Raw genomic sequence first — 26,987 nt, 5'->3', positions numbered from 1 at the left:
CTCGTTCCCGCCCGGCCCCAGTGGCCCGCGCCCGGCCCACTGTGACAGCCCCCGGGCCCGCCGCGGCAGGGGGCGGGGCGGCCCGTTCCGAGACTGTGACGCTGTAACAGCGCCGTACCGAGGACCCTGCGGACGCGGCTACTTGCCGTCGGAGACGCCCAGGGCCTGGAGGTCGACGCCGCCGTAGGCGTCGGTGACGTAGACGTTGGTGAGGCGGGGGTTGCGGTAGTTGAGGGCGTGGGTGACGAGGTAGGGGAGGTAGTAGCCGTTGTCGGTGATCTTGTGGTTGATCTTCCGGTAGAGGTCGGCGGCCTTGCCGCGGTCGGTCTGGGCGGCGGCCTGGTCGAACCAGCCGTTGATCTCGGGGTCGTTGACGCCGGTGAGGTTGTAGTTGCCGGTGTCGCGGATCCGGCGGCCGTCGACCAGGTCCTGGAGGAAGACGCCGCCGGAGGGGTAGTCCGCGACCCAGCTGGACATGATCAGCCCGTAGCCCTTGGACTTGACCGCGGCGGGGGAGCCGATGGTGGTGGACAGCTCCGTGATCTCGTAGGTCGCGGGGGCGGCGTTGATGCCGACGGACTTGAGCGAGTTCCGCAGGACCAGGGCGGCGGCCTGCTCCGTGGGGTTGTTGGCGCGGACGGCGAGGGTGGTGTCGAAGCCGTTCGGCTTCCCGCAGGCGGCGAGTTCGGCCTTGGCCTTGGCCTGGTCGGGGTGGCCGTCCCGGAAGCCGTAGGGGTCGTAGTCGTCCGAGCCGCCGAGGGTGGGCGGCAGCAGGGTGCCGGCGGGGGCGCCCGTCTGGGGGCCGCCGCGGGCGGTCTGCATGGCGGTGGGGTCGGCGGCGTACAGGACGGCGTTGCGGCAGTGCTGGTTGTCCAGCGGGGGGACGGCCGGGACGAGCGCCAGGTAGCGCACGGCGCCGGTGGCGGGGTCGTCGGTCCGCGCCTTCAGGTCGGGATCGGCCAGGACCCGGGTCTGGGTGGCGGGTTGCAGGCCCGCCTGGGTGAGGTCGAGGTCGAAGTCGCCGGCGAGCAGCTTGGCGTCCACCTCCGCGCCGCCGCCGGCGACGGTCAGCCGGATCCGGTCCGGGAGCGCCTTGCGCAGCGGGTCGGTGGACCGGTCCCAGGCCGGGTTGCGTTCGAGTTCGTAGCCCTTGCCGGTCTGCACGGTGCGGAACTTGTACGGGCCCGAGGAGACCGGCTTCTCGGCGTACTTGTCACGGGTGTCGGCGGACTTCGGGACGGGCGCGGTGGCGCCCAGGGTCAGCAGGTACGGGAACTCGCCGTTCGGCTCGGCGAGGCCGAAGACCAGGGTCAGGTCGTCGGGCGTGCGCACCGACCTCAGACCCGGCCCGTCCGGGTCCGGGTCGCCGTACGGGCCCTTGTAGCCCTGGCCCTGGTCGAGCACGTCGGCCAGCAGCGTCGGGCCGCCGTACAGCACCTCCTGGGCGAAGGACCGCTCGATGCCGTACTTGACGTCCCGGGAGGTGATCGGCGTGCCGTCCTCGAACTTCAGCCCGGGCCGCAGGCGGACGGTGTACGTCCTGCCGTCGGCGGAGACCTCCGGCGCGGCGACGGCGAGGTCCGGCACCACGGCGGTGCCGGCCTGCCCGGGCTTGCCGGCGTAGGCGAACAGGGTGCGGACGTAGAAGCGCTGGAAGTTCCAGGTGGAGCCGTAGTAGCTGCGCGCCGGGTCCAGCGAGTCCAGGTCGCCGGGAGCGGCGAGGTTCAGGGTGCCGCCCTTCCGGTCGGACGGGTTCAGCACCCGGTCGATCGCCGCGTCGTACGCCACCGTCGTGGTGGTCGTGACGCCCCCGTCGTTCGACCGGGGGGAGGGCGAGGGCGAAGGGGAGGAACTGCCGCCCCCGCCGCCCCCGTTGCCGCCCGCGTTGGCGTGGCGGTCCAGCAGGCCCGGCAGCAGGATGCCCGCTGGCACCACCGCGGCGGCCACGCCGAGCGCCCCGAACAGCAGGGCCCGCCGCCGCCTGCCGGGCCCGCCGGGCGACGCGGGCGGCCGCGCCGGCAGGACCGGGGGCAGCGGCGTGGCGTAGGGGTTCGGGAACGGGGCGGGGGAGGCGTACGGGTTCGGGGACGGGCTGGAGACGGTGTACGGGTGCGGGGCCGGATCGGGGGAGGCGTACGGGTGCGGGGTGTCCACCGGACCCGGAGTCGGACCCGGAGTCGGATCCGGGTCCGACGCCCGGACGGGGTCCGCCGCCGGGGCCGGGACGGGCGGCGGGGCGGTCGGGAACGGCGGCGGGGTGGCCGGGACGGGCGGCGGCGGGGCGGTGTCGCGGACCGTCCCGTGGTGCGGCGGGACCTGCGGCGCCGGCGGCGCCGCCGAGTGGGCGGCCGCGGTCAGGACGCGGGCGGTCCGCTCGGCGGTCAGCCGCAGCGCGGGGTCCTTGACCAGCAGGCCCAGCAGCGCCGGGGCGAGCGGGCCGGCGAACCGGGACGGCCGCGGGGGCTGGGTGAGGATGGCGACGTACAGGGCGGTCAGGGTGGTGGCGGTGAACGGCGCCTCGCCCTCGACCGCGGTGTGCAGGGTCGCGCCCAGCGACCACAGGTCGGAGGCCGGGGTGGCGGGCTTGCCGTCGAGCTGCTCGGGCGCCATGTAGGCCGGGGTGCCCAGCAGGGTGCCGGTGTTGGTGAGGGACACGGTGGCGTCGGCGATGCTGGCGATGCCGAAGTCGGTGAGCACCACGCGGTCGCCGCTGAGCAGGATGTTGTCCGGCTTCAAGTCCCGGTGGACGACGCCCGCGGCGTGCGCGGCGGTCAGCGCCTCCAGCACGGCCAGGCCGATCGCGGCGACCCGGGGCGCGGGCAGCCGACCGTGGTCGCGGACGGTGACGGCCAGCGAGGAGCCCACCACGAACTCCATCACGATCACCGGGGCGCCGTCGTGCTCCACCACGTCGAACACCGTGATGATCCCCGGGTGGTTGATCCCGGCCGCGACCCGGGCTTCCCGCATCACCCGCTGGAGCAGCAACTCCCGCTGCTCCTCCTCCAGCCCGGCCGGGAACAGGATCTCCTTGACGGCCACCTCGCGGTGCAGGGTCTCGTCCCGCCCCCGCCAGACGCGGCCCATCCCGCCCCGCCCGACCGGTTCGATCAGCCGGTACCGCCCACCGATCAGCATGCCGTCCGCGTCTGTCACGGCGGACAGGATATCCGCCCCCGGCGGCGGCCAGGACGGCCATGATCTGTTCGTGACCGGGCAGTTGACGCCGGGACACCGGACGGGCGGGAAGGGCGGCGGGCCGGAGCGCCCGGCGACGGCGGTCCGCGACCGGTCGCGGACCCGCAGGCGCAGGTGGCGGGGCGTTTCGGTCCCGGCGGCGTGGGCAGCCGCCGCACAGGAACCGCACGCCGACCGATGCCGAGGAGGAGCCCGATGAACGACCAGCAGGGCCCGGCCGACCAGGGCCCGGAGAAGACCGTCTCGACACCCCGCCTGCACGACAACCCGCCCGTCCGCGGACACGACGGCGAACCGGCGGACGAGGACGCCCGCCACGGATGGCACGACGCGGACGGCACGCCCTACCAGGGCGACCGGGAGCAGGCCGACGCCGCGTCGACCGCCGCCGAGCGGGGCGACGAGGGCGCCGCGGCCCCCGCGCCCGGCCGGGCGCGGACGGAGCGGGAGGAGGACCGATGACCCGCGACCGGCTCTCCCCCGACCCCACCGAGCAGTACCCGAAGCCCGACTTCGCCGAGCAGGAGCAGCCGCACCCCGGGAGCAGCGCGGAGATGGACCCGCAACCGGACTACGGCGAGGACACCTACCGGGGCAGCGGCCGCCTGGCGGACCGGGTCGCGCTCGTCACCGGTGCGGACTCCGGCATCGGCCGGGCCGTGGCGCTCGCGTTCGCCCGGGAGGGGGCCGACGTGGCGTTCTGCCACCTCCCCGAGGAGGAGGACGACGCGAAGGAGACCGTCCGGCTGGTCCGGGACGCCGGCCGGCGCGCGCTGGCCGTGCCGGGCGACGTGCGGGACGAACGGTTCTGCACGGACCTGGTGGCCCGGTGCGTCGACGAGCTCGGCAGCCTCGACGTGCTCGTCAACAACGCCGCCTACCAGATGTCCCAGCCCGACGGGCTGGCCGCCATCAGCACCGAGCAGTTCGACCGGGTGGTGAAGACCAACCTCTACGCCATGTTCTGGCTGTGCCGGGCGGCCCTGCCGCACCTGCGGCCCGGGGCGTCGATCATCAACACCGCGTCCGTCCAGGGCTACAAGCCGAGCCCGCACCTGCTGGACTACGCGACCACCAAGGGCGCCATCGTCACGTTCACCCAGGGGCTCGCCCAACAGTTGGCACCCGAGGGCGTCCGGGTCAACGCGGTCGCCCCCGGGCCGGTGTGGACGCCCCTGATCCCCGCCACCATGGACGCCGGGAAGGTCGCCGAGTTCGGGAAGCAGTCCCCGCTGGGGCGCCCCGCCCAGCCCGCCGAGATGGCACCCGCCTACGTCTTCCTCGCCTCGCCGGAGGCCGGCTACATCACCGGCGACATCGTCAACGCGACCGGCGGCACCCCGCTGCCCTGACCACCCTGATCGCCCTGACCGTTCGTGCCCTGACCGGCCGTGCCCCGGCCGTCCGGGCCGTGGTCGTCCGCCGCCACGCCGGTGCGGCGGCGGATGACCGGCGGATCCAGGGGTAGACGCGTGCGGGGCGGGGGAGACCCCCGCCCCGCGGAGCACGGAAGGAGGAGGCCGTGAGCACCATCGGAGACGGCCCCCGGCGCGGTGCCGAGGAGCCGGTGGGCGCGCTCGTCACGCGGGCGTCGCAGCAGCTCTCGGAGCTGGTCCGGGAAGAGATGCAGTTGGCCCGGGCCGAACTGACCGAGAAGGGCAAGCGCTACGGCCTGGGCGGCGGCCTGGTCGGCGGGGCCGGACTCGTCGGCTTCCTGTCCGTCCAGGCCGTGCTCGCCGCGGCGATCGCCGCCCTCGCACTGGTCCTCCCGGTGTGGGCGTCGGCGCTGATCGTCGCGGCCCTGCTCGCGGCGGCGGCCGCGGTGCTGGCCCTGACCGGCCGGAAGCAGGTGGCCAGGGCGGGATCCCCCGTGCCCGAGCAGACCATCGACAGCGTCAAGGCCGACGTGGCCGAGATCAAGGAGAGGGCACACCGATGAACCAGCACGCCCAGGACGACGGACCCGCCCACGCCGACCAGCTCCGCGCCCAGGTCGAGCGCACCCGCGAGGAGCTCGGGCGCACGGTCGAGGCGCTGGCGGCCAAGGCCGACGTCAAGGAGCAGGCCAGGGAGAAGGCGGCCGAGCTGAAGGAGCAGGCCACCGAGAAGGCGGCCGAACTGAAGGAGCAGGCCACCGAGTTGAAGGAACAGGCCGCCGAGAAGGCCGCGGACCTGACCGGTCGGCTCCGGGAGAAGGCCGCGCACGCCGCCGACCTGGTCAAGGAGAAGACCCCCGACCCGGTGCTCGACAAGGCGGACCGGACCGCGGCCCTGGTCCGCGACACCGCCGCCCACGCCGGGCAGCTGGCGGCGGAGAAGACCCCGGACCGGCTCCGCGCGAAGGGCGCGTCCGTCGCCGGGGCGGCCCGGGCCAACCGCACCCCGCTGCTGGTCGGCGCCGCCGCCCTGGTGCTCGTCGCGTTCCTGCTGCGCGGCCGGAAGCACGGGTGAGAGCGGCCGCCCCCGGCGCCGTCACCCCGCTGCGGGCTCCGCGCGGGTGACGGCGCCGGGGGCGGCGGCCGATCGTCAGGGTCGGGCGTGGCGGGCGCGGTGCGCTCCGCGGGGGAGCGGCCCGGTCACCGGGCCGGGGCCGGCTCCGGTACGGCGGGGGTGCGGGCGGCGGGGGTGCGGGCGGCGAGCAGGCGGCCGGCGCCGATCAGGCCGGAGTCGTCGTCCGCGGCGCCGAGGACGACCAGCTCGCGGATCTCCCCGGGAGTGAGGCCGAAGCAGCCGAGCCGTTCGAGTTCGGCGGTGAGGAGTTCGGCGTAGCGCGCTCCGAGGGCGAGGGCGAAGCCGCCGATCAGCACGTAGCGGCGGATGCCGATCGAGGCGAACACCGCGGTGATCGCGGAGGCCAGCGCGGTGATGCCGACCCGCACGGCCCCGGTCGCGAAGGCGTCCCCGGCGTGGACGGCGGCCACCAGGGCCTGGTTGTCGAGCAGTTCGGGATCGGGGGCGGCGGCCGCCAGCGCGGAGCGGGCGTAGCCGGCCGGGTCGGCGAGGGCGGCGCGACGGGCGGCGGCCAGGGCGCCGCGCCCGGAGGCGAGGGCGCCGAGGTGGCCCCGGCCGCCGCAGTCGCAGGGGGCCGCGTCGGGGGACGGGTCCACCGTCCAGTGGCCGAGCTCTCCGCCGTGGCCCTCGGTGTCGAGCAGCACCTCGCCCGCTCGGTAGACCTTGTTGCCGATGCCGGAGCTCACCGTGATCAGGCAGAACGGCCGGTCGTCCGCGGGGTCGACGTACCGCCAGACCGCCGCCGTCAGGTCGTTGACCACCACGACCGGCAGGCCGAGCCGCTCCTCCAGCCGCTGGCGCACCGGCACCTGCTCGCCTGGGCCGCCCCAGACGGTGGGCGCGGCCAGCGCCCGGCCGTCGGCGGTGACCGGGCCGGCGAAGGAGACGCAGACGGCGCCGCTGCGGTGGCGTTCGACGGCCTCGGCGGCGAGCTCGGCGACCTGGTCGAGCACCCGGGCCTGCAGTTCGGCCACCGGCAGGCCGGGGTGCCCGGCTATGCCGTCGGTGGGGACGCGCCGGACGTCGGTGACGGCGTCCTCGGCCACCCCGTAGCGGGCGGTGCGCAGCGTGGTGCCGCCGAGGTCGATGACGGTGAACGCGGGGTCGGACAAGGGTTGCTCCCCAGGTTTCGGTGCTCAGGTGCTCAGGTGCTCGGGCGTGCGGCGCCCGGACGTGCGGGCGGGCAGGTGCTCCGGCGGCGCGGTCGGCGTGATCGTACACGGCCGGGAGCAAATATGGGAGCGCTCCCACGGCTGTCGTCGCCCCCGGACCGGAGCCGGACCCGTGTGCGGTGTCGGGGCCGGGGTCTACATTTGTCCCCTGACGCCTGATCAGGCGCGGCACGGCCCGGGCTCGGGCCGCGGGGCGGTGGCTACGGGGGTGGCGATGGCGTCCGGTTCGGGGCGGAGCGGTACGGGGATCGGCGGGGTGCGCACCACCGCCAAGTACGAAGTGGACGCGCTGGTCCAGGACTTGGTGGCGCAGTTCAGCGCGGCCCGGCTGCCGATGCCGGTGGTGGTGCTGTACGCGCAGGAGGACGACCCGGAGCTGGACGCCGAGGTCCGGGCCGTGGTCCGGGCGGTGCAGGAGGCGCAGGAGGGCGGCGACCTGCCGCACCGGACGGTGCCGCACGTGCCGGACGGCGACCCGCACGACAACGCGATCGCCATCCTCGACGGCCTGGCGAAGGGGCCGTGGGCGCGCCGCGGGCCGTCCTGGTACCGGGCCTACCCCGCGCCCCGCTCCCGGCTGGTCGCCGCGATCGAGGCCGCCACCCGGCACGTCCTGGACGGCGGCCCCGGCCGGGCGCCCGGGTCGACGGCCCCGCCCGCCGCCGCGCGGCCGTTCGACGAGCTGGTGGAGTCGGTGCTCACCCGGCTGCGGGACTTGCACTGGCGGCCCGAACCGCGCGGCGCCGGGGGCGAGTTGCAGCGCCTGCTGTCGCCCGTCCTGAACTCCACCACGCTGATCGGGGCGTTCGTCCTGGCCGCGCTCACCAGCCTGCTGACACAGGCGAGTTGGCAGCTGGTCGCGGCGGTGCTGCTGGGCGCGGTGGTGGTGCTCGGGACGACCGGCTGGGTGCGGCGCAACACCGCGCCGCTGTCCTGGCTGGGGTCGGCCAGCCGCTGGTTCGCCACCACCACCTTCCTGGCCGCCTCGGGCCGCCAGGCCGCGGCCTGGTCGCTGTGGCGGCCCCGGATGTCCTGGGACGTGACGCAGGCCAGGGCCCGCGAGGTGGCCGGGGAGATCCTGAAGGCCCACCTGCCCGGCACCCCGGCCGGGGAACGGGACCGCGCCCAGCAGTTCCACCTCCAACTGCGCACCCTGGCCCTGCTGGAGGACCTGCGCTGGGCCCACCGCTCGTGGGCGCCGGACGCCCGGGGCCGCAAGCGGCGCGTCCCGCCGGTGGTCTTCGTGCCCGGGGCGGACACCGCCGGCGGCGCGCTCCAGGTGCTCGGCGCGATCTCCGACGTGCGCAGCCGCCGCAGCGAGCAGGACCCGCTGCTGGTGCTGGCCGCCGTCGCCCGCGCGGACGTGACGGCCTGGCTGGAGGGCGACCGCGCCACCCCGCCCGTCGGCCCCGGCCCCGGCCCGCGCAGCGGCCCGTACGAGAACTGGGTGAGCGACCTCCGGGTGCGCCAATCTCCCAGCCGGGGGCGGGCGTTGGCGTGGACGCTGCCGGTGCGGCTGACCAGGCAGCAGCTCCAGGCGGGCGGGACGACCCGGCTGGCGCCCGTCCCGGTGCGGCGCTCCTGGTGGTTCCTGTGGTCGCGCTGGTCGGTGCTGCTGGCGCTGGTGCTGGTGGCCGCCGGCGCCGGGCTGCGGACGCAGCAGCTCGCCGGGGAGTACTGCGAGGCCCGGCTGATCGGCTCGAACGCGGACGCGGTGTGGCGCACCGGCCCGGGCGGCACGCCGGAGTGCGTCGGCGTCGCCACCGGCTCGGTGACCTTCGCGGGCGACGACGCGGGCATCCGCCTCAGCGGCGCGCTGCCCGGCCGGGACACCGACCGCACCGGCGCGGACACCGGGCTCGGCGCGCTGGAGGAGGCGGTCCGGCGCGAGAACGAACGGGTGGACGCCCTGCCGGACGTCCGCTACGTCACCGTCGTGTACGCGGGCGCGCTCACCACCGCGGCCGGGCAGGAGGGCCGGGCGCTGAACGGCCTCAAGGAACTGGCGGGCGTCCACCTCGCCCAGATGCGCAACAACGCCGGAGACCCGCTGAAGGTCAAGGTCCTGATCGCCAACGGCGGGCAGGACATGTACTTCCAGACCGAGATGGTCCGGCGCATCGTCGACCTCGCCGCCCGGGACCACTCGATCGTCGGCGTGGTCGGCCTCGGCCGGGACACCGCCGACAGCGACACCGCGCTCACCCTGCTCCAGCAGGCCGGCCTGCCCGTGGTCAGCACCACCAACTCGGCCAGCTACCTGGCCCGCGGCCACGTCAACTACTTCGGCCTGGCCGCCACCGACCAGGAGGAGGCGGCGGCGCTGCGCCTGATCGTCGACGGCCTCGGCACGCCGCCCGAGGAGCGCTGGGCCGCCGTCCTCACCCGCACCCCCACCCCCGACGACCGCTACAGCCCCGAACACGCCCGCTACGGCAGCGCGATGCTCACCGACGCCGGCTACCGGCTGATCGGCGGCCGCCCGCTGGAGTACGGCCTGACCAGCAACGGCGACCCGGACTACGAGCAGGCGCTCGCCACCACCTGCCACGGCGAGCACCCGCCGGCCGTGCTCTACCTGGCCGGCCGCGCCGACGACGTCAACCAGCTGATGCGGCGCCTCGCCGACGACAAGGGCTGCGCCCGGCCGCTGACCGTCCTCACCGGGGACGACCTGACCAAGGCCCAGTTCCGCACCGGCGGCACGGCGGTGGCCCCGCAGGCCACCCTCTACTACACCGCGCTGAGCGACCCGGCCGCGACGGCGCGCGGCTCCGACCTCGCCGCCACCGCCGCGAGCGTCCTGAACCTGGTGCCGCGGGCCGCCAACCCCTACGAGGACGACGTGTTCTCGGACGGCTCGCTCGCCCTCGCCTACGACGCCACCGCCGCGCTACAGGCCGGCGCGGCCAAGGCCGGCGCCTCGCAACGCACCGGCACCGGCTCCGTGATGGCCGCCCTGCGCGCCGTGCAGCTCAACAACCGCCCCACCGGAACGGTCGACTTCCGCGCCGCCGCCCCACTGGCCACCGACCCCCAGCCCGGCCACGGCCTGCACGTCATCCGAGTCCGCCGCGACGCCCGGGGCGCACCGGTCACCGACCACCTGTGCGGCCGCCCCGCCGGCGACACCGCCCCCCTCACCGGCTGCACCCCCTGACCACCCGGCCCGGCCCCGGGCCCGCCCCGGCGGGGCCCGCTCGGTCGGGCTCTGCTCGGTCCCGTCCCGGCCCTGGCCGTCCTGCCCAGCCTTGTCCGGTCCGGTCCCCCCCCCGGCCCCGGTGGGCCTCGGAAAAGCGGATGAAAACGCAAATGTAGGGTTTGCCGCATGAGACTGGCGAAGAGGCGACCGCGGTTCTACGTACTGCTGGGCGTGGCGGTGCTGGCCGTCGCGGCGCTGGTCACGGTGGTGGTCATCCGCAGCTTCGCCATGGTGACGGTCGATCCGGGGCAGGCCCGGAAGCGGGCGAAGGCGGGGCCGGTGGCGGGGCAGGTGGACTGTTCCCGGGTGAAGTGCATCGCGTTGACGTTCGACGGCAGCCCGGGGGAGCCGACCGAGCGGGTGATGGACCTGCTGGCGGAGCACCACGCCCCGGCGACGTTCTTCCTGGAGGGGCGGGACATCCACGCGCACTCCGAGGTGGTGCGGCGCATCGCGCGGGAGGGGCACGAGATCGGTGACCACACCTGGAACCACCCCCGGTTGACCGAGGTGCCCGACGCGGAGGTGCGGGAGGAGCTGAACCGCACCGCGGACGCCATCGAGGAGGTCACCGGCCGACGGCCCACGCTGATGCGCCCGCCGGAGGGCCGCACCGACGACCGGGTCTCGAAGATCTCGCGGGAGCTCGGCATGGCCCAGGTGCTGTGGACGGTGACCGCGCGGGACTACGCGACCGAGGACACCGCGCTGATCACCCAGCGGGTCCTGGACGGGGCCGCGCGCGACGGGATCGTCCTGCTGCACCCGCTGCACAAGGGCACCGTGCCCGCGCTGCCCGCCGTCCTCGACGCGCTCGACGACCAGGGCTACACCTTCGTCACCGTCGGGCAGCTCCTCGCCCCGGGCACCGCGGAGCCGGGCACCATCTACAGGTGACCGCCCGCCAGGCGGGCGGAGGCCGTCCGCCAGGCCGCCGTCACGGCCGCGTGGGCCTGGGCGGTGGCGGTCGCCACGTCGGCGTCGAGCCGGACCGGCGCCCCGAGGTGGACGTGCACGCGGGGGCGGCGCAGCGGCGCGGTGACGAGGCCGGCGAGCTGCTTGGCGGTGGACCCGGAGCTGATCCGGCGGGCACCGGCCTGGCCGAGCGGGACGACGGGGGCGCCGGCGGCGGCGAGGCGGGCCAGGCCGGTGCGGAACGGGCCGGGGGCGCTGTCGGCCGGGTCGGTGCGGCGGGGCAGCCGGCCCTCGGGGTAGATGACGACGACCCGGCCGGCGGCCAGCGCGGCCGCCGCGTCCTCCAGCGCCCGGGCGGCCCGCTCGGTGCCGCGGTGCACCGGGATGTGGCCTTCGCGGAGCAGCGCGCCGCGTAGCACGGGTATCCGCCACAGCCCTGCGGTGGCCAGGACGACCGGCTCGACGCCGAGGCGGCGGACGGCGGCCAGCACCACGCCCGGGTCGATCAGCGAGGAGTGGTTGGGCGCGACGATGCTGCCGGGGGCCAGTACCGCGTCCTCGTCCGCGCTCACGGTGAAGCGCCCGAGGACCGGGACGACGGCACGGGCGACGGTGCTCAGCATGGGTGGTGGCCCCCGGTCTCGGGATCGGTCGCCGCCCGGCCCGGGCGGCACGCCCATTGTGGCGCGCGGCCGACCGGTCGGGCCTGAGTGCGGGTACTCATCCCGCTCCCGGGCGCCCGGGAGCGGGATGTCGGCCCGTCGGCCAGGCCCTGGGCGTGGGCAATTCCCTTTTCCGGCAAGCCCGTTCGGCTAGTCTGGGGGAAACCACCACGGGGGAGGCGGGCACCATGGCGTACGCGGGCGAGCTGCGGCTGACGGACGGCAGCGGGGTGTGGGTGGAGGTCGACGACGCGGAGGGCGGGGGGATCGGGCGGGTCGGCCGGGCGGGAGACCTGGCCCGGGCCACCGCGGCGACCCTGCAGGAGGCGGTGGGGCAGCTGCGGCCCGCGCTGGACGTGATCGCGGAGGGGCTGCGGGGGATGGCCAACACGCCGGAGACGATCCGGGTCGACTTCGGGATCAAGCTCTCGGCGGAGGCCGGCGTGGTGGTCACCAAGGCCGCCTCGGAGGCCAACTTCACGGTGAGCGTGGAGTGGAAGCCCGGCGAACGCACCCGACAGCCGCAGCAGCCGCAGCAGCCGGGGCAGCCGCAACAACCGGAGCAGCCGGAGCGGCCGGAAGCGCCCGGGCCGCGGGCCTGAGCGGGGCGTCCCGGATGGCGGGTGCGCGGGAGGAAGCGGCGCTGGCCCGCGGGCTGGTGCGGGTGCTGGGGCCCGACGGCCGGGTGGTGGGGGCCGGGTTCCTGGTCGGGGAGGACGTCGTCTGCACCTGCGCGCACGTGGTGGCGGAGGCGCTGGGCCTGCCCGGCACGGCCGAGCGGGCCCCGGCGGACGAGCTGGCGGTGGACTTCCCGCTGCTGCCCGACGGGGGCGGGGGCGGGGCCGGCCCGGTCCGGGCCGCGACGGTGGAGTCCTGGCGCCCCGTCGGCCCGGACGGCGGCGGGGACGTCGCGCTGCTGCGCCTGCGCGAGCCGGTGCCCGGCAGCCGACCGATCCCGCTGGTGGACGGCGACGGCGTGTGGGACCACCCGTTCCGGGTGCTCGGCTTCCCCCGGGACGCCGACCACGGCGTGTGGGCGTCCGGCGTGCTGCGGGCCCGCCAGGGCACCGGCTGGCTGCAGATGGAGACGGCCCGTCCCGGGCGCCGGATCGCCCCCGGCTTCAGCGGCTCGCCGGTCTGGGACGACGCCCAGGGCGGCGTCGTCGGGATGACGGTGGCCGTCGAGCGCGGGCCGGACACCACCACCGCGTACCTGATCCCCTCGGCCGCCCTGGTGGACGGGCGCGTCCTGCGCCCCGACTGCCCGTTCCGCGGCCTGGCCCCGTTCAGCGAGGAGGACGCGGAGCTGTTCCACGGTCGGCGGGCCGACACCGAACGGATCCTGGCCGCCGTCGGGCGCGGCCCGGTGACCCTGGTGGTCGGCCCCTCCGGCAGCGGCAAGTCCTCGCTGGTGCGGGCCGGCCTGCTGCCCGCGCTGCGCCGCGAGCGCGGGGGCGCGGTCTCCGAACTGCGCACCGGCCCCGGCCTGGGCGCCGCCGCGGTGCTCGCCCAGGCGCTCGCCCCCCTGCTGGCCGGAGCCGGCGGCAGCCCCGACGGCGTCGAACGGGCCCGGGTCGCCGCCGAGTTGGCCACCCTGCTCGGCGACGGCGACGGTGACGGCGACGGTGACGGCGACGGTGACGGCGCCGCCCGGGCCGGCGTCCTCGCCGAGCTGCGCGGGCAACTGCTGGAACGCACCGGCGGCCGGGGCCACCTGCTGTTCGCCGACCAGTTGGAGGAGTACGCGGCCGCCGACCCCGTATCCGCCGCCGAACTCCTGGAACTCCTGCTGGACCTCGGCGCCCCCGTGCCCGGCGCCGCCGCCCCCGCGCTCACCACCCTCGCCACCGCCCGCCCCGAGTCGCTGGACGCCCTGATCACCGCCCGCACCGCCGACCGGCTCGGCGGCGCCACCCAGTACCTGGCCCAACTCTCCGCCGAACAGCTGCGGGAGGCCGTCACCGCCCCCGTCGCGCACGTCCCCGGCCTGCGCTTCGAGGAGGGCCTGCCCGCCCGCGTCCTGGCCGACGCCGCCGACGAACCGGGCCGCACCCCGCTGGTGCAGTTCGCGCTCACCCGGCTGTGGGAACTGCGCGAGGGCGCGACACTGACCCACGCCGCCTACGAGTCGCTCGGCGGCGTGGCCGGCGCGCTGGTCGGCTACGCCGAGGAGTGCCTGGAACACCGCCTCGGCCCCGGCGGCCAGGACCGGGCCCGTCGGCTGTTCACCCAGCTCGCCCGGCCGGACCGCTCAGGCGGCTTCGCCCGGCAGCCCGCCAGGACCGCCGACCTCGACCCGGAACTGCGCGCCCTCGCCCTGCGGCTGGCCCCCACCAGGCTGGTGGTGCTCGGCCGGGCCGCCGACGGCGCGCAGACCGTCGACCTCGCCCACGAGGCGCTCACCGTCCTGTGGCCCCGGCTGCGCGGCTGGCTGGAGGACTCCCGCGACTTCCGCCGCTGGCAGGAGGAGTTGCGCGAGGCGCTCGCCCGCTGGTCCGGGCACGGCCGGGAGCCCTCCCGGCTGCTGCGCGGCAGCGCCCTGGCGGAGGCCGCCGACCGGCTCGCCCGGCACCCCGGGGACGTCTCCGCCGCCGAACGCGCGTACATCGCGCTCAGCGCCCGCCACCGCCGCCGCGAGGTGCGGATCTGGCGCGCCGTCACCGCCTGCCTGACCGTCCTGACCCTGCTGGCCGGCTCACTGGCCTACCTGGCCGACCGCAGCCGCCGGCAGGCCGACGCCCGACTGCGCACCCAGGCGTCCCGGCTGCTGGCCGGCGCCGCCGAGCAGCGGGCCGCCGACGAACCCGCCCGGGCGCTCCAACTGGCCCTGGCCGCCTGGAGCACCGACCGCACCCCGGAGGCGTTCGCCGCCTTGCTGCGCGAGTACACCAAGGACCAGTACCTCACCGGCGCCCGGGTCGGCCTGTGGCCGGGCCGCTTCCGGCACCTGACCGCCGCCCCGGACGGCCGCACCGTGGTCGTCCACTCGGTGGACGGCGCCGACCGGAACCTGCTGACCGCCGTCACCGACCCGCTGGGTCCCGCCCCGGTCACCCGGCCGCTGCCGGAGCAGCCGGCCGGACTGTTCGAGCGGTTCACGGCGGCGCTGAGCCCCGACGGCCGCTGGTTCGCGCTGGCCGACCCGGACGGGCGGGTGCTGCTGTGGGACCTCCCCGCCGGGGCGCCGGCCAGGGTGCTGGAGTCGGCGGACGCCGTCGGCCGGCGGGTCAACGGCCTGGGGCTGGACTTCAGCGGCGACGGGCGGCGCCTGCTGCGCAGCCTCTCGTTCTACGACGGGAGCGGCGCGAGCGGCGACGGCGACCGCACCGCCCGGATCTCCGTCTGGGAGACGGACGGCGGCCGCCCGCTGCCGACCGCCCCCGACCTGGCGCGCGGCGTCACCGGTGCCGTGGCGCTGGCCGCCGACGCCGACCACCTCGTCATCGCGGGCGACCACCTGGAGCGGACGCCGAGCATCGTCCGGGACGTGGCGACCGGGCGGGACCTGCGCACCCTGCCGTCCGACGACGGTGCCCCGGTCATCGCCGACGGCGGCGAGCGGCTGGTCCGCCCGGCCGTCGAGCCCGACTACCGGAGCCCGGGCCGGCCGGGTGCCTCGTACCCCACCTCCGCCGACCCGGCGGAACCGCCGACGGTCATCGCCACGGGCAGCGGGGAGCTCGACCGGACGGGCCGCTACCTGGTGAGCGAGACCGACAGTTCCAAGCACGTCCGCGAACTCCTGCTCACCGACGTCCGCACCGCCCGCACCTACCGCACCCGCGTCCCCGAGACGGGCGGCGGGGGGACGGCGGCGGCCCGGGCCGTCGTCCCGGCGGCGGACGGCGCCCCCGCCGTGCTGCTGCCCGACGGCGAGACGCTGCTGGCGGCCGCGTCCGCCCCGGTGGACCTCCCCGACCGGTCCGCCGACCCGGCCGACGACAGCGGGCAGCTGTCGCCCGACGGCACGCTGCTGGCCGAAGCGCGGGAGGACACCCTCACCGTCCGCACCGTCGCCACCGGCGGCAGGCGCACCGCCCCGGTCAGGCTCGAACCCCGGCACGGCAGCCGACCGGTCTGGACGGCCGACTCCCGGCGGGTGGTGCTCCGCCTGGAGGACGAGTCGCTGGTCTCCTACCCGGTGGACGACCTCGCCGCCGGCGCCACCGAGCTCGCCGCCGTCGCCACCGGCCTCGACCGGCCGGCGGACGGCGACCGGCCCGCCCCGCGCCGGGGCGTGGAGGCCGTCGAACCGCTCGACGGCAGCGAGTTGGCCGTCCTCACCGTGGACGGCCTGCTGCTGCGGATCGACGCCGCCACCGGACGGCAACTGGCGCCGCCCCTCGACGTGGAGCGCAAGACGACCGCCCAGGCCACCAACCTGTTCCTCCCCGGGAGCCAGCTGCGGGCCCGCCCGGAACACCCCGGCCAGGTCGTGCTGGTGACCAGTGAGGGCAGCGGCAGCGGCACCGTGGAGCTGTGGGACGTCCGCGCCCGCACGCGCGAACGCACCTTCACCGTGGGCCCGTTGCAGTACCACGAGTCGGGCACCGAGAGCGGGTTGCTGATCAGCCCGGACGGCGGCCGGCTGGCGGTGGCCCGCGAGGACCGCACCGTCCGCCAGTGGGACCTCGACGCCGGAACACCGCTGCCCGGCGGCGCCGACGCGATCGGCCTGGGCGAGAAGCCGTTCGGGTACGCCCCCGACAACCGCCTGATCACCGTCGACGTCTCGGACCTGCGGCTGTGGGACCTGGCGAGCGGCACCCGGATCGCCACCCTCGAAGCCCCGCAACAGTTCGGGGCGCGCGTCATCGGCGACCGCCTCCTGATCGCCGGCGAGACCTGGTACCAGGACCTCGACCTGCGCCCCCAGCGGATGGCACTCGCCCTGTGCCGGGGCGCGGCCCGGGACTTCACCGCCGCCGAACGCGCCCTGCTGCCCGCCGGGGCCCCCGGCGGCGCCCCCTGCGAGGCGATCCTGCGGGCGGGCGACGGCTGACCCACCGGGCCGGTCCGAAACTTTCAGCGCCGGGCCCGGGGGGTCGGGCCGCGCGGCGGCGGCCCGGGCGGGGCGGTGGAGGCGGCCCGGCCAGGGGGATTTCACCCGCTCTCCGGATTTCACCGGCTCTGCCGACGGGCGAACTCCGGGGGTTTCCCGGCGGGGCGGCGTAAACCCCGGGAGGGGGTTCCGCGTCCGGCCCGCAATCGGACCTTTGACAGGAACCCCCGGCGCTGACATGCTGTCCGGCGGCCCAAGATGGGAGCGCTCCCAAAAAGATTCGAATCACGCTCCGAATCACGCTCCGGGGCGCGTTCGCAAGGGAAGGGGAAGCGGAATGTCGGCGGCAGGATCCAGGCGCGCCACATCGCTTCCCCGGGGCGCCACCGGCGCTTTCGGGAGCTTTCCGCCGGGCCGGGAACGGCGGGAGGGGCGGGAGCCGCACCGTGCCCTCCTCGGGCTCCACCGCCCGCAGTTCGCCGTTTCCCCGGGCGCCGGGCCCTGCCCGGAGCGGGCTCCCGTGGAGCGGGGGCGCGGCCGCTCGCGGGACGTCGGGAAATCGCCGCACGGACGGCTGTCCGACGGAAGTGCCCGGGATTTCCGCGCCGGAGCCATGACCCCGTTCTCGGCCCCGTTCTCAGACCCGGGCCCGGTCCCGTTCCGGCGTGCGGGCGGGAAAGGCGGCGGACGCGGATTCTCCGCTCTCGCCACCGCCGTGGAATGCGCCCGGAAAGCGCGCCGTGTCCGGTCGGCGGTGAATCCGGACGGCCGTTTTCCGTGTTTCCCGGAGCTCGGACACCCGCCCGTCCGGGCCCCGTCCGGTGCGGGAATCCCGGATCCGACCGCCGACAACCCCGTGCCCACAGAGAGGCGCTGACCGAGATGACCCCCGACCGAGGCCGCCCGCCCGGCCGCACCACCGACACCCCGCCCGGCCGGGTCCGCCCGCCCCGGCGCCCCCGCCTCCGTCCGGCCGGTCGCCGGTGACCGGGCCGGCCACGGTGGTCGGCGGCGGCGTCAGCGGGCTCACCACCGCCCTGGAACTCCAGCGCCGCGGCCACCGGGTCACCCTGCTCACCCCCGAACTGCCGCACCACACCACCTCGGCGGCGGCCGCCGCGGTCTGGCACCCGTTCCTCCACCGCCCCGACCCGGTCCACCTGCGGCGCGCCACCACCGCCCTGCACCGGCTCGCCGCCCTCTCCCGGGAACCCGAGCGGACCGGCGTCCGGGTGCGCACCCTCACCGAGTTCTTCCCCACCGCCACCGAACCCCCTTGGTGGACGAGGGAGTTGCCCGCCGCGCACCGGGCCCGTCCGGCCGAGCACCCGCCCGGCTACGCCTCCGCCTGGTCCCTGCCCGTCCCGGTCGCCGACGCCACCCGCTACCTCGCCCACCTCGCCGAGGAGTTCACCGCCGACGGCGGTCGGGTCGAACGGCGGCTGGTCTCCGACCTGGCCGCGGAGGTCGCCCGCACCGGCGCGGTGGTCAACTGCACCGGCTACGGCAGCTCCGCGCTGGCCGGCGACCGCAGCCTGTCACTGGTCCGCGGCGTGCTGCTGCGCTGCGCCAAACCCGAAGGTCTGCGCGGCTGTTGGATCGACGACAGCGACCCGAGGCGCCCCACCCGGGTGATCGAGCGCGAGCACGACGCCGTCCTCGGCGGCACCGCCGACCCCGGCCTGGTGGCCACCGCCGTCCCCGAGGCGACGGTGGCCGACATCCTGGAGCGCTGCGCCCGGCTGGTGCCCGCCGCCGCAGGCGCCGAGGTGCTGGAGGCCAAGGTCGGCTTCCGGCCCGCGCGCGGCTCGGTCCGGGTCGAACGGGACCCGTACATCCCCGGCCTGGTCCACAACTACGGGCACGGCGGCGCCGGTTTCACCCTCTCCTGGGGGTGCGCCGCCGACGCCGCCGACCTCCTCGGAAGCCCGCACTGAAGCCCCGCCGAATCCCCGCCGCAGCCCCACCGGCGAAACGGCCGGGCAGTCGGCGCCTCCCCCGCGACCCGCTCCGACCCGCACCACGCCTTCCTGTGCGAGGTGCTGCGCGCCCACCCCGCCTTCGACGACTGGCCGGCCGGGTCCTTCCTGCGCCTGTACGCCCACCGGGACTTCGCCACCGCCGCCGTCCCGTTCGACTTCGACACCGGCGACCGGATCGTCCGCGACCCCGAGGACGGCCGGCACACCCCGGCGCTGCCGGACCACTACCGGCGCGTCCCGCTGCTCGACCTGGAGCAGTACGACCGCGCGGCCGTCGCCACCCTGCACCTCGCGCTCACCCGCGCCGTCGACGGCCGGCCCGCCAGTGCGGCAGGGGAGTCCGACGGCGGGCCGGCCCCCGGCTCACCGGCGGACTGGCCGCCTCGCGCACCCTGCGCGAGCAGACCGCCCGGATGCTGCACGGCGAACTGCCGCTCGACCTGCGGCCGTTGCACGTCCACCTGGAGCACAAGCAGCGTCTGTCCGCCGCCCTGGAACTGCTCGCCGCCCGCGCCGCGACCGGCCACGGGCCCACCGGGTCCGCGTTCACGCCCTCGCCCGCCGCGTTCCGCCGGGCCGCCGAGCTGCGGGAACGGGCCGCCGAGCTGCGCTCAGCCCTGCCGCGCCGCACCCCGCCCGGCGCCACCCCGCAGGCCGCCGACGCTTGGCTGCACCGGGCCGGACTCGTGCTCGAACAGGAACGCCTGCTGCACCACGTCCTGTGCCGGGAGACCGCCCCCAACCGCCGGGTCGGCGTCCCCGTCCGCCGTCCCGACCGGCCGCCGAGGAGCACGGACCAGTGACCGCCGGCCCCGGTACCGCGCCCGCCGAGGGCCCGTGCCCGCGTCCGGCCCCGGCCGCCGCGGCCCCCGCCGCCGACGCGGCGGCCGGCCCGCCTCCCCGGAGGCGGGCCGGCCGTGGTCCTCGCGGCGCTACAGGGTCACCGCCTTGCCGCCGAGGGTGACGACCAGCCGGCCGTCGGAGGCGAAGGACCAGGCCAGCGCGCCCGAGTAGGAGGCGCAGCGGGAGCCGTTGGTGCCGGTCCAGAACTGGTTGCTGGAGTCGGCGTCGCCGACGGTCTTGTCGTTGGAGCCGCTCACCGCGAAGCGGCACGAGGTGTCGCCGCGGAACACCGAACTGCCGGCGTCCCAGGAGTAGTTCCGTTCGGCGTTGTCGATGCTCAGGTTGTTCGAGACGGTCATGCCGCCCGGGTTGCTGTTCCAGGTGAAGCCGTGGTGGCCGTTGCGGTAGGCGATGCTGCGCCGGACGGTGTGGTTGACCGCGATGTCGTCGCCGCCGAGCTTGTAGCCGTTGCGGTCGCCGTTGACGTTGACGGTGCCGTCGGAGAGCGTCCCGTTGTCGTAGGAGAGCGAGTCCTCGATGGTGACGGGGCCGATCGGGCCGGTGTCGGTCTTGGTGTAGAGGTCCCAGCCGTCGTCGATGTTGTGGTGCGAGACGGCGTAGCGGAAGACGTTGCCGGGGCCGACGGTGAGCTTGGCGGCGAAGCCGTCCGCGTCCTCGCCGTCGGAGTCGGCGTTGTCGTGGGACTCGGCGCTGAGGATCAGGTTGTCCGACGGCCACTGCGAGTTGGGGGTGGTGGAGGAGATCCGGCCGAGCTGCAGGCCGGAGTCGCGGTTGTAGCGGGTGACGGTCCGTTCGATGACGTTGTGGCTGCCGCCGACGTAGATGCCGTTGTCGCCGGCGTGCTGGACGGTGATGCCGTACACGTGCCAGTAGTCGGCGTTGACGGCCAGGCCGCGGTTGGTCGGGTCCTCGGCCATCGCGGAGAAGTCCAGCACCGGGGTCTCGCCCGGGTAGGCGGACAGCGTGGTGCGGGCGGCGGCGGTGCCGTTGCTGCCCGCCGGGACGGTGACCGTCTTGCCGTACGCGTAGGTGCCGCCGCGCAGGTAGATGGTGCCGCCGGGGGTGATCCGGGCGATCGCCGAGGTGAGCGTGGTGGGGGCGGACTGGGTGCCGGCGGCGCCGTCGGTGCCGTTCGGGGCGACGTAGAGGGCGTTCGAGGCGGGCGGGGGCGTGGTGGTGGAGGAGGAGGTGACCTCGGCGTCGAGGTAGTCCAGGTTGGGCAGGCCCGCCGCGACGGTGGGGGTGAGCCGGACCGTGTTGCTGCCCGAACGGACCGGTACGGTCACGGACTTGGTGGTCCAGCCGGTCCAGCTGCCGGTGCCCTCGAAGCTGAGCGTGCCGGTGGCGGTGCCGTTGACGGCGAGGTCGGCAGGCCGGGCGGTGGTGGTGCCGTTGGCGAACCGGAACCGCAGCGTCGCGGTGCCCGCGGCGGTGGCGTTCACGGTGAACTGGACGTAGGCGCCGGTGGCGTTGGTGCCGTTGCAGAAGCCGGAGCCGGAGAAACCGGTCCAGTCGGAGTCGACGGTGCCGGTGCAGACGGCGGGGGAGGACTCGGCCTCGTACCGGGTGGACGCGGCCCGGGCCGGCCCGGTGGACAGCACGGCCACGGTGCCGGCCAGCAGGGCCGCGGACGCGAGGGCTGCTCTCTTGCGCATGCGTTCGTCTCCAGATGGGTGGGGTCACGGATGTGAACGTGGTGCGGGTGCGGCGCCGCTCCAGGGACAGTAGGAGCCTATCCTGGGCGCGTCAATAGACTTGTACGTGACCGAAGTTCACGCATGTGAACAGGCGGGCTTCCGGCAGGTCGGGGCCCGGACCCGCCCGGAAACTTCCCGGTCGGCGGCCCCGGAACTTTCAGCGGGCGGCGGCCCCCGGCGCCTACCCATCCGTGACTGATTCGCCGCGCTCCGCCGCTCCGTAGCGTCGTCCTCGTCCACCCCACTCCGAACACCCCGGGAGCAGCCGTGACCGCCTACGCCCTCGCCCAGGTGCACTCCGTCGACTTCGGCCCCGACGTCGTGGAGTACCTGCGGCGCATCGACGCCACGCTCGACGCCTTCGGTGGCCGGTTCCTCGTTCACTGCGGCGAGTTCGAGGCCCTGGAGGGGAGTTGGGGCGAACTGGGCCTGATCCTCATCGAGTTCCCCGACTACCCGCGGGCCCGCGCCTGGCACGACTCGCCCGCCTACCGGGAGATCGTGCACCTGCGCACCCGTCACATGACGGCCGACGTGATCCTCGCCGAGGGCGTGCCGGCCGGCTACCGCGCCGAGTGGAGCCTGAGGGGCTGAGCCCCACGGGCCGGGCCGCCGGGGGAACGGAAGGTCGGCAGTCGGCCGGGCGTTCGTTTTCCGGAGCCGCCGCGGCGGGGCCGGGCGGGGGCCGTGCGGTCATATTCGGTCATGATGTGACCAATAGGAAAAGTCGGGTCCGGGGCGAACGGCCCGCCACCTTACCTTGGTCCGCGGCGTGGTCTGACGGCCCGTCAGATCACCCGCCGATCCGAGGTGGAGAAACAGTGCTGCGAAGCCCGCGTCCGCCCCTGCCGATCCGTCGACTCCGCCCCCGCCGCGCCACCCTGGCCGCGGCGCTCAGCTCCGCCCTGCTGCTGCTCGGCCTGGGCGGCACCGCCCCGGCCAGCGGCCAGGCCGCCACCACCGTCACCACCGCCGACACCGCGACGGGCTCCACCCTGGTGAAGAGCGTGCGGAACACCACCCACCCCGGTGCCGCCACCGCCGATCACGGGGACACCCTCGACTGGACGGTGCGCTACCAGAACAACGCCGCCGGCGACAGCCCCGCCCCGGCCCGGGTCACCGACCCGATCACCGGAGCCGGCGGCGCCCAGCGCTACGTCCCCGGCTCGCTGAAGGTACCGCCGGGCTGGACCCCGTCCTGGTCGACCGACGGCACCACCTTCGGCCCGACCGACACCGGCGCGGCCACCGTCGCCGTCCGCGCCGAGAACCCGGTCGCCCGGTCCGGCGGCACCGAGATCTCCCCGCTGCTGCTCGCCCCCGTCCAGCCCACCGCGCAGGCCACCGGCGGCGACGGCTACACCCCCGTGCTGTACCGCACCCCCACCGGCGAGGTGCAGGCCTGGAGCATCTACCACCACGCCGGCCCCGCCGCCGCCAAGGCGGTGTGCAGCAGCCTCACCACCGGCCAACCCTGTACCGGCGGCCCCTGGCCGCGCCCGCTGAACACCGCCGTCGGCCCGCTCGGCAGCGGCAACACCGGCGACCTCGGCAGCCCGCTGACCACCAAGTACGTGATCGACCCCCAGCAGTCCAACCTGCTGTACTACCCGGCCGACACCGCCACCGGCGTCGGCATCGGCTGCCTCGACCTGGCCGCCCACGCCAACTGCGGCTACACCGCGCTCGCCGCCAACGGCACCAGCCCCAGCAGCGCCAACAACCTCGCCGGGCTCGCCAAGGTCGGCGACAACCTGTACGCGATCGCCAACACCGGCCAGGTGCTGTGCATGTCGCTGCCCGCCCGCACCCCCTGCGCCGGGCAGCCCTACGCGCAGATCGTCCCCGGCAACCACGACCTGCCCGGCAGCCCCGGCGCCCTCTACCAGGGCGGCCTGACCGCCGTCGGCGACAAGGTGTTCGCCTCCTCCGCCCCGCAGGGCGGCGGCTCCACCACCGCCGGACCGCCCGCCCTCGGCTGCTTCGACACCACCACCAACACCGTCTGCGCCGGCTGGGGCACCCCGCACACCGCCGGACCCGGCTCCGCCTACTACACCTACGACGCCTTCACCGCGTACGACACCGCCGGACACCCCAACGGCGCCTGCACCAGCACCGTCGGCGGCGCCAACGTCCTCACCACCTGCTACGCCGTCGACGGCTCGCCGCTCGCCGCGCCCGGCATCCTCGCCACCCTCAACGGCGGCACGCTCACCTTCGACCCCGAGACCGTCGCCACCGACAGCAGCACCCGCAGCTACTTCCCGGCCTGGGGCGGCAGCGGCGGCAACGGCGTCACCCTCTGCTACGACTGGCGGGCCGCCGCTCCCTGCGCCGGCTTCCCGCTGCCCGCCACCCACCCCACCGCCAACGGCGGCACCACCCGCGACTACGGCTACAGCTACGACAGCACCACCCGCTGCCTGATCGGACTCGGCGACGCCGGCGTGCTGTTCTCGATGGACCCGACCACCGCCGCCAGCCCCTGCATGCACAGCGGCGCCACCGTCACCCTCAAGCCCGCCGACTTCTACTGCGACGGCAGCACCGGCCACGTCCAGGCCTACACCCGGGCCCGGTTGACCGACCTCGACCTCTCGCACCTCGACCTCACCGCCTCCCGGGTCCTGGTCACCGACCCCGACGGCACCCCCGTCAGCACCCCCGGCCTCGCCCCCGACGGCACCGTCGACCTGTCCGGCGTCGACCCCGCCGCCCACCCCGCGCTCACCGTCACCGCCCAACTGGTGCTCACCACCACCGGCGACTTCACCGCCACCAACCACCCGATGCTGGTCGTCGAGTACAAGGGCGACGCGCCGCAGATCTGCTTCCGCACCACCGTGGCCGCCGACTGCGCCACCACCGCCGTCACCAACACCGCCACCGGCACCGACGCCACCGGCACCCTCACCTCCAACACCGTCACCACCCCGGTCGCGCCCGGCGCCGGCTGCCAGCCCAAGGTCAGCGTCCAGAAGGAGATCTGCGGCTCGCTCAACCCGCACGACTGCGCCCCCGGCGGACCCGGACCCTGGGCCAAGACCAGCCCCGTCGGTCTGCTCGGCCTGCTCGGCACCGCCCACTGGCGGATCACCGTCACCAACGCGGGCCCGGTCGACGCCGCCACCGTGACCGTCAACGACCCGACCACCCCCGGCTGCCGAACCGCCGCCGGCACCTTCGCCCTGGCCTCCGGCGGCAGCCGCCAGGTCTACTGCGACTCGCTGCTGCTGGCCCTCCCGGTGAAGAACACCGCCTCCGCGAGCTTCGTCGCCGCCAACTCGCCCGCCGGCACCACCCCGACCACCACCGCGCCCTCCTCGGCCGTGGCCTGCTCGCTGCTGTGCATCCTGGCGGTGCCCGAGTAGACCGCACCGCACCACGCAACGCCACGCCGAACGGCCGGTCGCCGGAGGACTCCCCGTCCTCCGGCGACCGGCCCGTTCTGCCGAGAGCAGAGCGACGCGTACTGGCGCTCCGCCGCACACTGCCTAGGCTGGTGCAATGAGCACTCAAGCCTCCCCCGCCCCGGCCCGTGTCGTCCCGCTGCGCCCCCGGCCGGAAGCGCCCGCGCCGGAGCCCAGGGAACCGCTGCTGCGGGACGTGGTGGGCGGGGTGCTGCGACGCGAACGGCTCGCCCAGGAAAGGACGTTGAAGGACGTCGCGGAGGCCGCCCGGATCTCCGTGCCCTACCTCTCGGAGCTGGAGCGCGGCCGCAAGGAAGCCTCCTCCGAGGTGCTCGCCGCCGCTGCCCGGGCCCTCGGCCTGGGCCTGGGCGACGTGCTCTCGCTGGTGCAGCAGGAACTCGTCGCGGTGCGCGGCGCGAGCGCCGTCCGCGGCCGGACGGCGTCCGCGGGCCGGTACGGCGGGCTCTGCCTGGCCGCCTGAGCGGCTGCCCGCCGTACCCGACCCCGCGGTCAACCCGTGGCGGGGAGACGGCTGTTCAGCACCCGGTCGGCCAGCCCGTAGGCGACGGCCTCCTCGGCGCCGAACACCTTCTCCCGGTCCATGTCCGCCCGCAGGCTCTCCACCGGGTGCCCGGTGTGCCGCGACAGCACCTCCTCGACCTGGGCCCGGATCCGCAGCACCTCCTTCGCGGCCAGGCTCAGGTCGGACACCGTCCCCCGCTGCCCGCCACTGGCCGGCTGCCCCAGCAGCACCCGGGCGTGCCGCAGCACGGCCCGCCGCCCCGGGTCGCCGCCCGCCAGCAGCACGGCCGCGGTGGAGGCGGCCTGCCCGACGCAGTAGGTGGCGATCGGGCACTGCACGAAGCTCATCGCGTCGTAGATCGCCATCAGCGCGGTGTACGACCCGCCGGGCGAGTTGAGGTAGATCGCGATCTCCTGGTCGGGGCCCGCGGACTCCAGGTGCAGCAGCTGGGCGATCACCACGTTGGCCACGCCGTCGTCGATCTCGGTGCCCAGGAAGACGATCCGCTCGTTGAGCAGCCGGCTGAACACGTCGTACGAGCGCTCGCCCTGCGCGGTCCGCTCGATCACGTAGGGAATCGGGTAGGAGGCCATGTCACAGCCCCGCCCGTCGCCGCGACGCCCCGCTGCCGACCTCGGCCAGCGACTCCAGCACCCGGTCGACCATCCCGTACTCGCGGGCCTGCTCGGCCGTGAACCAGCGGTCCCGGTCGCCGTCCCGGGCGATCGTCTCCTGGCTCTGCCCGGTGTGCTCCGCGGTGATCCGCTCGATCGCCCGCTTGGTGTACTCCAGGTTCTCCGCCTGGATCTCGATGTCGGACGCCGTGCCGCCGATCCCCGCCGAGGGCTGGTGCATCATGATCCGCGCGTTCGGCAGCGCGAACCGCTTCCCCGCCGTCCCCACCGTCAGCAGGAACTGCCCCATGCTCGCCGCGAACCCCATCACCAGGGTCGACACGTCGTTCGGGATCAGCCGCATGGTGTCGTAGATGGCCAGCCCCGCCGTGACCGAGCCGCCCGGGCTGTTGATGTACAGGCTGATGTCGCTGCTCGGGTCCTCCGCCGAGAGCAGCAGCAGCTGCGCGCACACCCGGTTCGCCGACACGTCGTCGACCTGCGTCCCGAGCAGCACGATCCGCCGCGCCAGCAGCAGCGCCGCGAGGTGGTCGTCGAACGGCCCGGCCGGGGTGTCCCCGTCCTCCGCCCTGGGCCGGAGCGGAACCGGAACCGGCCTACCGAACAGTGAAGTCATTGCTTCTCCCGAATGCCGACAGTGGAGTCGATGACTCCACTGTCGGCGCCCGGCACCCCGGAACGGAGCCGAATCTGCCCGCCGCAGATTCGCTGCGGGCAGAGCACCGGCCGACCGGCCCGCGGACGTCCGACGACTCCCTCGTCCGCGGCTCCGCCACCCGTTCCGGCGCGAGCGTCGGGGTGGCCCGGGCCCCTACCCGCCGACCGTCGGCGGCGGCACCGCCGCGCCCGACCGGCCGATGCCGCCCACCCCGCGCACGCCGCCGCCGGGACCCACCGCGCGTGGAGCACCGCGCCTCCGGCCACGCCCCAGCCCGCCCCCGGACCGGCGGCGACCAGCAGGGCGGGCGGGAGCGGCCGCAGCACGAGGACCGAGCGGTGCCCGATCAGGGCGAGGATCCCCACCCGCGGACGCTTCCGAGCCGGATCTCCCGCCGTCAAGGGCCCCGCCGCTACGCGGTCCCGGCGTTCCGGGCGGCGGACGGGGCGAACCGGACGGGCCGGGCGGGCCGGGGGAGGAGGCCGGCCAGGTGGTGGAGGTGGTGGCGGGTGGCGTCGACGTGGTGGTGGTCGGCGGGGGTGAGGGGGAG

The 26,987-nt window shown here is 75.8% G+C and carries 19 protein-coding genes; 13 read left to right on the top strand and 6 right to left on the bottom strand.

Features of this window, described 5'->3' with window-relative positions; translation table 11 throughout:
• Window positions 1-138: 138 nt before the first annotated feature.
• The gene (locus OO48_RS35470) at window positions 139-3,156 is read right to left on the bottom strand and encodes an ABC transporter substrate-binding protein (RefSeq protein ID WP_157845548.1); all 3,018 of its coding nucleotides are present in this window, start codon (window positions 3,154-3,156) and stop codon (window positions 139-141) included.
• Window positions 3,157-3,393: 237 nt separating this feature from the next.
• On the opposite strand from OO48_RS35470, the gene OO48_RS27635 reads away from it, so the two are divergent.
• The 4 genes from OO48_RS27635 (at window position 3,394) to OO48_RS27620 (ending at window position 5,649) form a co-directional block, all read left to right on the top strand.
• Window positions 3,394-3,660 (top strand): hypothetical protein, encoded by a 267-nt coding sequence (locus OO48_RS27635; RefSeq protein WP_033221093.1) that lies wholly within the window; start codon window positions 3,394-3,396, stop codon window positions 3,658-3,660.
• On the top strand, window positions 3,657-4,550 hold the full coding sequence (locus OO48_RS27630) for an SDR family oxidoreductase (protein WP_033221092.1): 894 nt from the start codon (window positions 3,657-3,659) through the stop codon (window positions 4,548-4,550). Before OO48_RS27635 ends, OO48_RS27630 begins: the two co-directional genes overlap by 4 nt.
• A 170-nt stretch (window positions 4,551-4,720) precedes the next feature.
• The gene (locus OO48_RS27625; RefSeq protein WP_033221091.1) at window positions 4,721-5,137 is read left to right on the top strand and encodes a phage holin family protein; all 417 of its coding nucleotides are present in this window, start codon (window positions 4,721-4,723) and stop codon (window positions 5,135-5,137) included.
• Entirely contained in the window at window positions 5,134-5,649 is a 516-nt protein-coding gene (locus OO48_RS27620; protein WP_033221089.1) for a DUF3618 domain-containing protein, read from the top strand. The genes OO48_RS27625 and OO48_RS27620 overlap by 4 nt, the downstream gene beginning before the upstream one ends.
• Before the next feature lie 125 nt (window positions 5,650-5,774).
• Here the strand turns inward: OO48_RS27620 and OO48_RS27615 are convergent, their stop codons facing one another.
• Window positions 5,775-6,821 carry an ROK family protein gene (locus tag OO48_RS27615; protein WP_033221087.1) on the bottom strand — a complete coding sequence of 349 codons (1,047 nt, stop codon included), beginning with the start codon at window positions 6,819-6,821 and terminating at the stop codon, window positions 5,775-5,777.
• 316 nt (window positions 6,822-7,137) lie between these two features.
• On the opposite strand from OO48_RS27615, the gene OO48_RS27610 reads away from it, so the two are divergent.
• The gene (locus OO48_RS27610; protein ID WP_033221085.1) at window positions 7,138-10,041 is read left to right on the top strand and encodes a hypothetical protein; all 2,904 of its coding nucleotides are present in this window, start codon (window positions 7,138-7,140) and stop codon (window positions 10,039-10,041) included.
• Between the two features lie 168 nt (window positions 10,042-10,209).
• Window positions 10,210-10,980 (top strand): polysaccharide deacetylase family protein, encoded by a 771-nt coding sequence (locus OO48_RS27605; protein WP_033221083.1) that lies wholly within the window; start codon window positions 10,210-10,212, stop codon window positions 10,978-10,980.
• Here OO48_RS27605 and OO48_RS27600 read toward each other — a convergent pair.
• Window positions 10,971-11,621, bottom strand: a complete 651-nt coding sequence (locus tag OO48_RS27600) for a lysophospholipid acyltransferase family protein (RefSeq protein ID WP_033221081.1) — start codon at window positions 11,619-11,621, stop codon at window positions 10,971-10,973. The genes OO48_RS27605 and OO48_RS27600 overlap by 10 nt on opposite strands.
• 227 nt (window positions 11,622-11,848) lie before the next feature.
• Here OO48_RS27600 and OO48_RS27595 point away from each other — a divergent pair, with 227 nt between their 5' ends.
• The 4 genes from OO48_RS27595 (at window position 11,849) to OO48_RS27580 (ending at window position 19,447) form a co-directional block, all read left to right on the top strand.
• Window positions 11,849-12,262, top strand: coding sequence for a CU044_2847 family protein (locus OO48_RS27595; RefSeq protein WP_063830746.1), 414 nt, complete (start codon window positions 11,849-11,851; stop codon window positions 12,260-12,262).
• Window positions 12,263-12,276: 14 nt separating this feature from the next.
• Entirely contained in the window at window positions 12,277-16,662 is a 4,386-nt protein-coding gene (locus tag OO48_RS27590) for an nSTAND1 domain-containing NTPase (RefSeq protein WP_033221079.1), read from the top strand.
• 983 nt (window positions 16,663-17,645) lie between these two features.
• Window positions 17,646-18,599: an FAD-dependent oxidoreductase gene (locus OO48_RS27585; protein WP_033221077.1), complete on the top strand. Its 954-nt coding sequence runs from the start codon at window positions 17,646-17,648 to the stop codon at window positions 18,597-18,599.
• Window positions 18,600-19,057: 458 nt separating this feature from the next.
• Complete coding sequence (locus tag OO48_RS27580; RefSeq protein ID WP_033221075.1) at window positions 19,058-19,447, top strand: hypothetical protein; 390 nt, start codon at window positions 19,058-19,060, stop codon at window positions 19,445-19,447.
• Window positions 19,448-19,576: 129 nt separating this feature from the next.
• Here the strand turns inward: OO48_RS27580 and OO48_RS27575 are convergent, their stop codons facing one another.
• Window positions 19,577-21,163 carry a carbohydrate-binding protein gene (locus tag OO48_RS27575; RefSeq protein ID WP_033221073.1) on the bottom strand — a complete coding sequence of 529 codons (1,587 nt, stop codon included), beginning with the start codon at window positions 21,161-21,163 and terminating at the stop codon, window positions 19,577-19,579.
• A 309-nt stretch (window positions 21,164-21,472) separates the two neighbouring features.
• On the opposite strand from OO48_RS27575, the gene OO48_RS27570 reads away from it, so the two are divergent.
• From OO48_RS27570 to OO48_RS27560, 3 genes are all read left to right on the top strand, one after another.
• A complete protein-coding gene (locus OO48_RS27570) occupies window positions 21,473-21,799 on the top strand; it encodes a DUF1330 domain-containing protein (protein WP_033221071.1) in 327 nt (108 codons plus the stop codon).
• Window positions 21,800-22,026: 227 nt separating this feature from the next.
• A complete protein-coding gene (locus OO48_RS40815; RefSeq protein WP_209439550.1) occupies window positions 22,027-24,582 on the top strand; it encodes a DUF7617 domain-containing protein in 2,556 nt (851 codons plus the stop codon).
• Window positions 24,583-24,718: 136 nt separating this feature from the next.
• Window positions 24,719-25,102, top strand: coding sequence for a helix-turn-helix domain-containing protein (locus OO48_RS27560; RefSeq protein WP_033221069.1), 384 nt, complete (start codon window positions 24,719-24,721; stop codon window positions 25,100-25,102).
• Window positions 25,103-25,131: 29 nt separating this feature from the next.
• On the opposite strand, the gene OO48_RS27555 is transcribed toward OO48_RS27560, so the two are convergent.
• Together OO48_RS27555 and OO48_RS27550 are read right to left on the bottom strand one after the other, a co-directional pair.
• Complete coding sequence (locus OO48_RS27555) at window positions 25,132-25,737, bottom strand: ClpP family protease (protein WP_033221067.1); 606 nt, start codon at window positions 25,735-25,737, stop codon at window positions 25,132-25,134.
• A gap of 1 nt (window position 25,738) precedes the next feature.
• A complete protein-coding gene (locus OO48_RS27550) occupies window positions 25,739-26,395 on the bottom strand; it encodes a ClpP family protease (RefSeq protein WP_033221065.1) in 657 nt (218 codons plus the stop codon).
• Between the last annotated feature and the right edge of the window lie 592 nt (window positions 26,396-26,987).

Source organism: Kitasatospora phosalacinea (assembly GCF_000716545.1).
Classification (GTDB): Bacteria; Actinomycetota; Actinomycetes; order Streptomycetales; family Streptomycetaceae; genus Kitasatospora; species Kitasatospora phosalacinea.
This window is presented reverse-complemented; position numbering and strand designations above follow the sequence as displayed.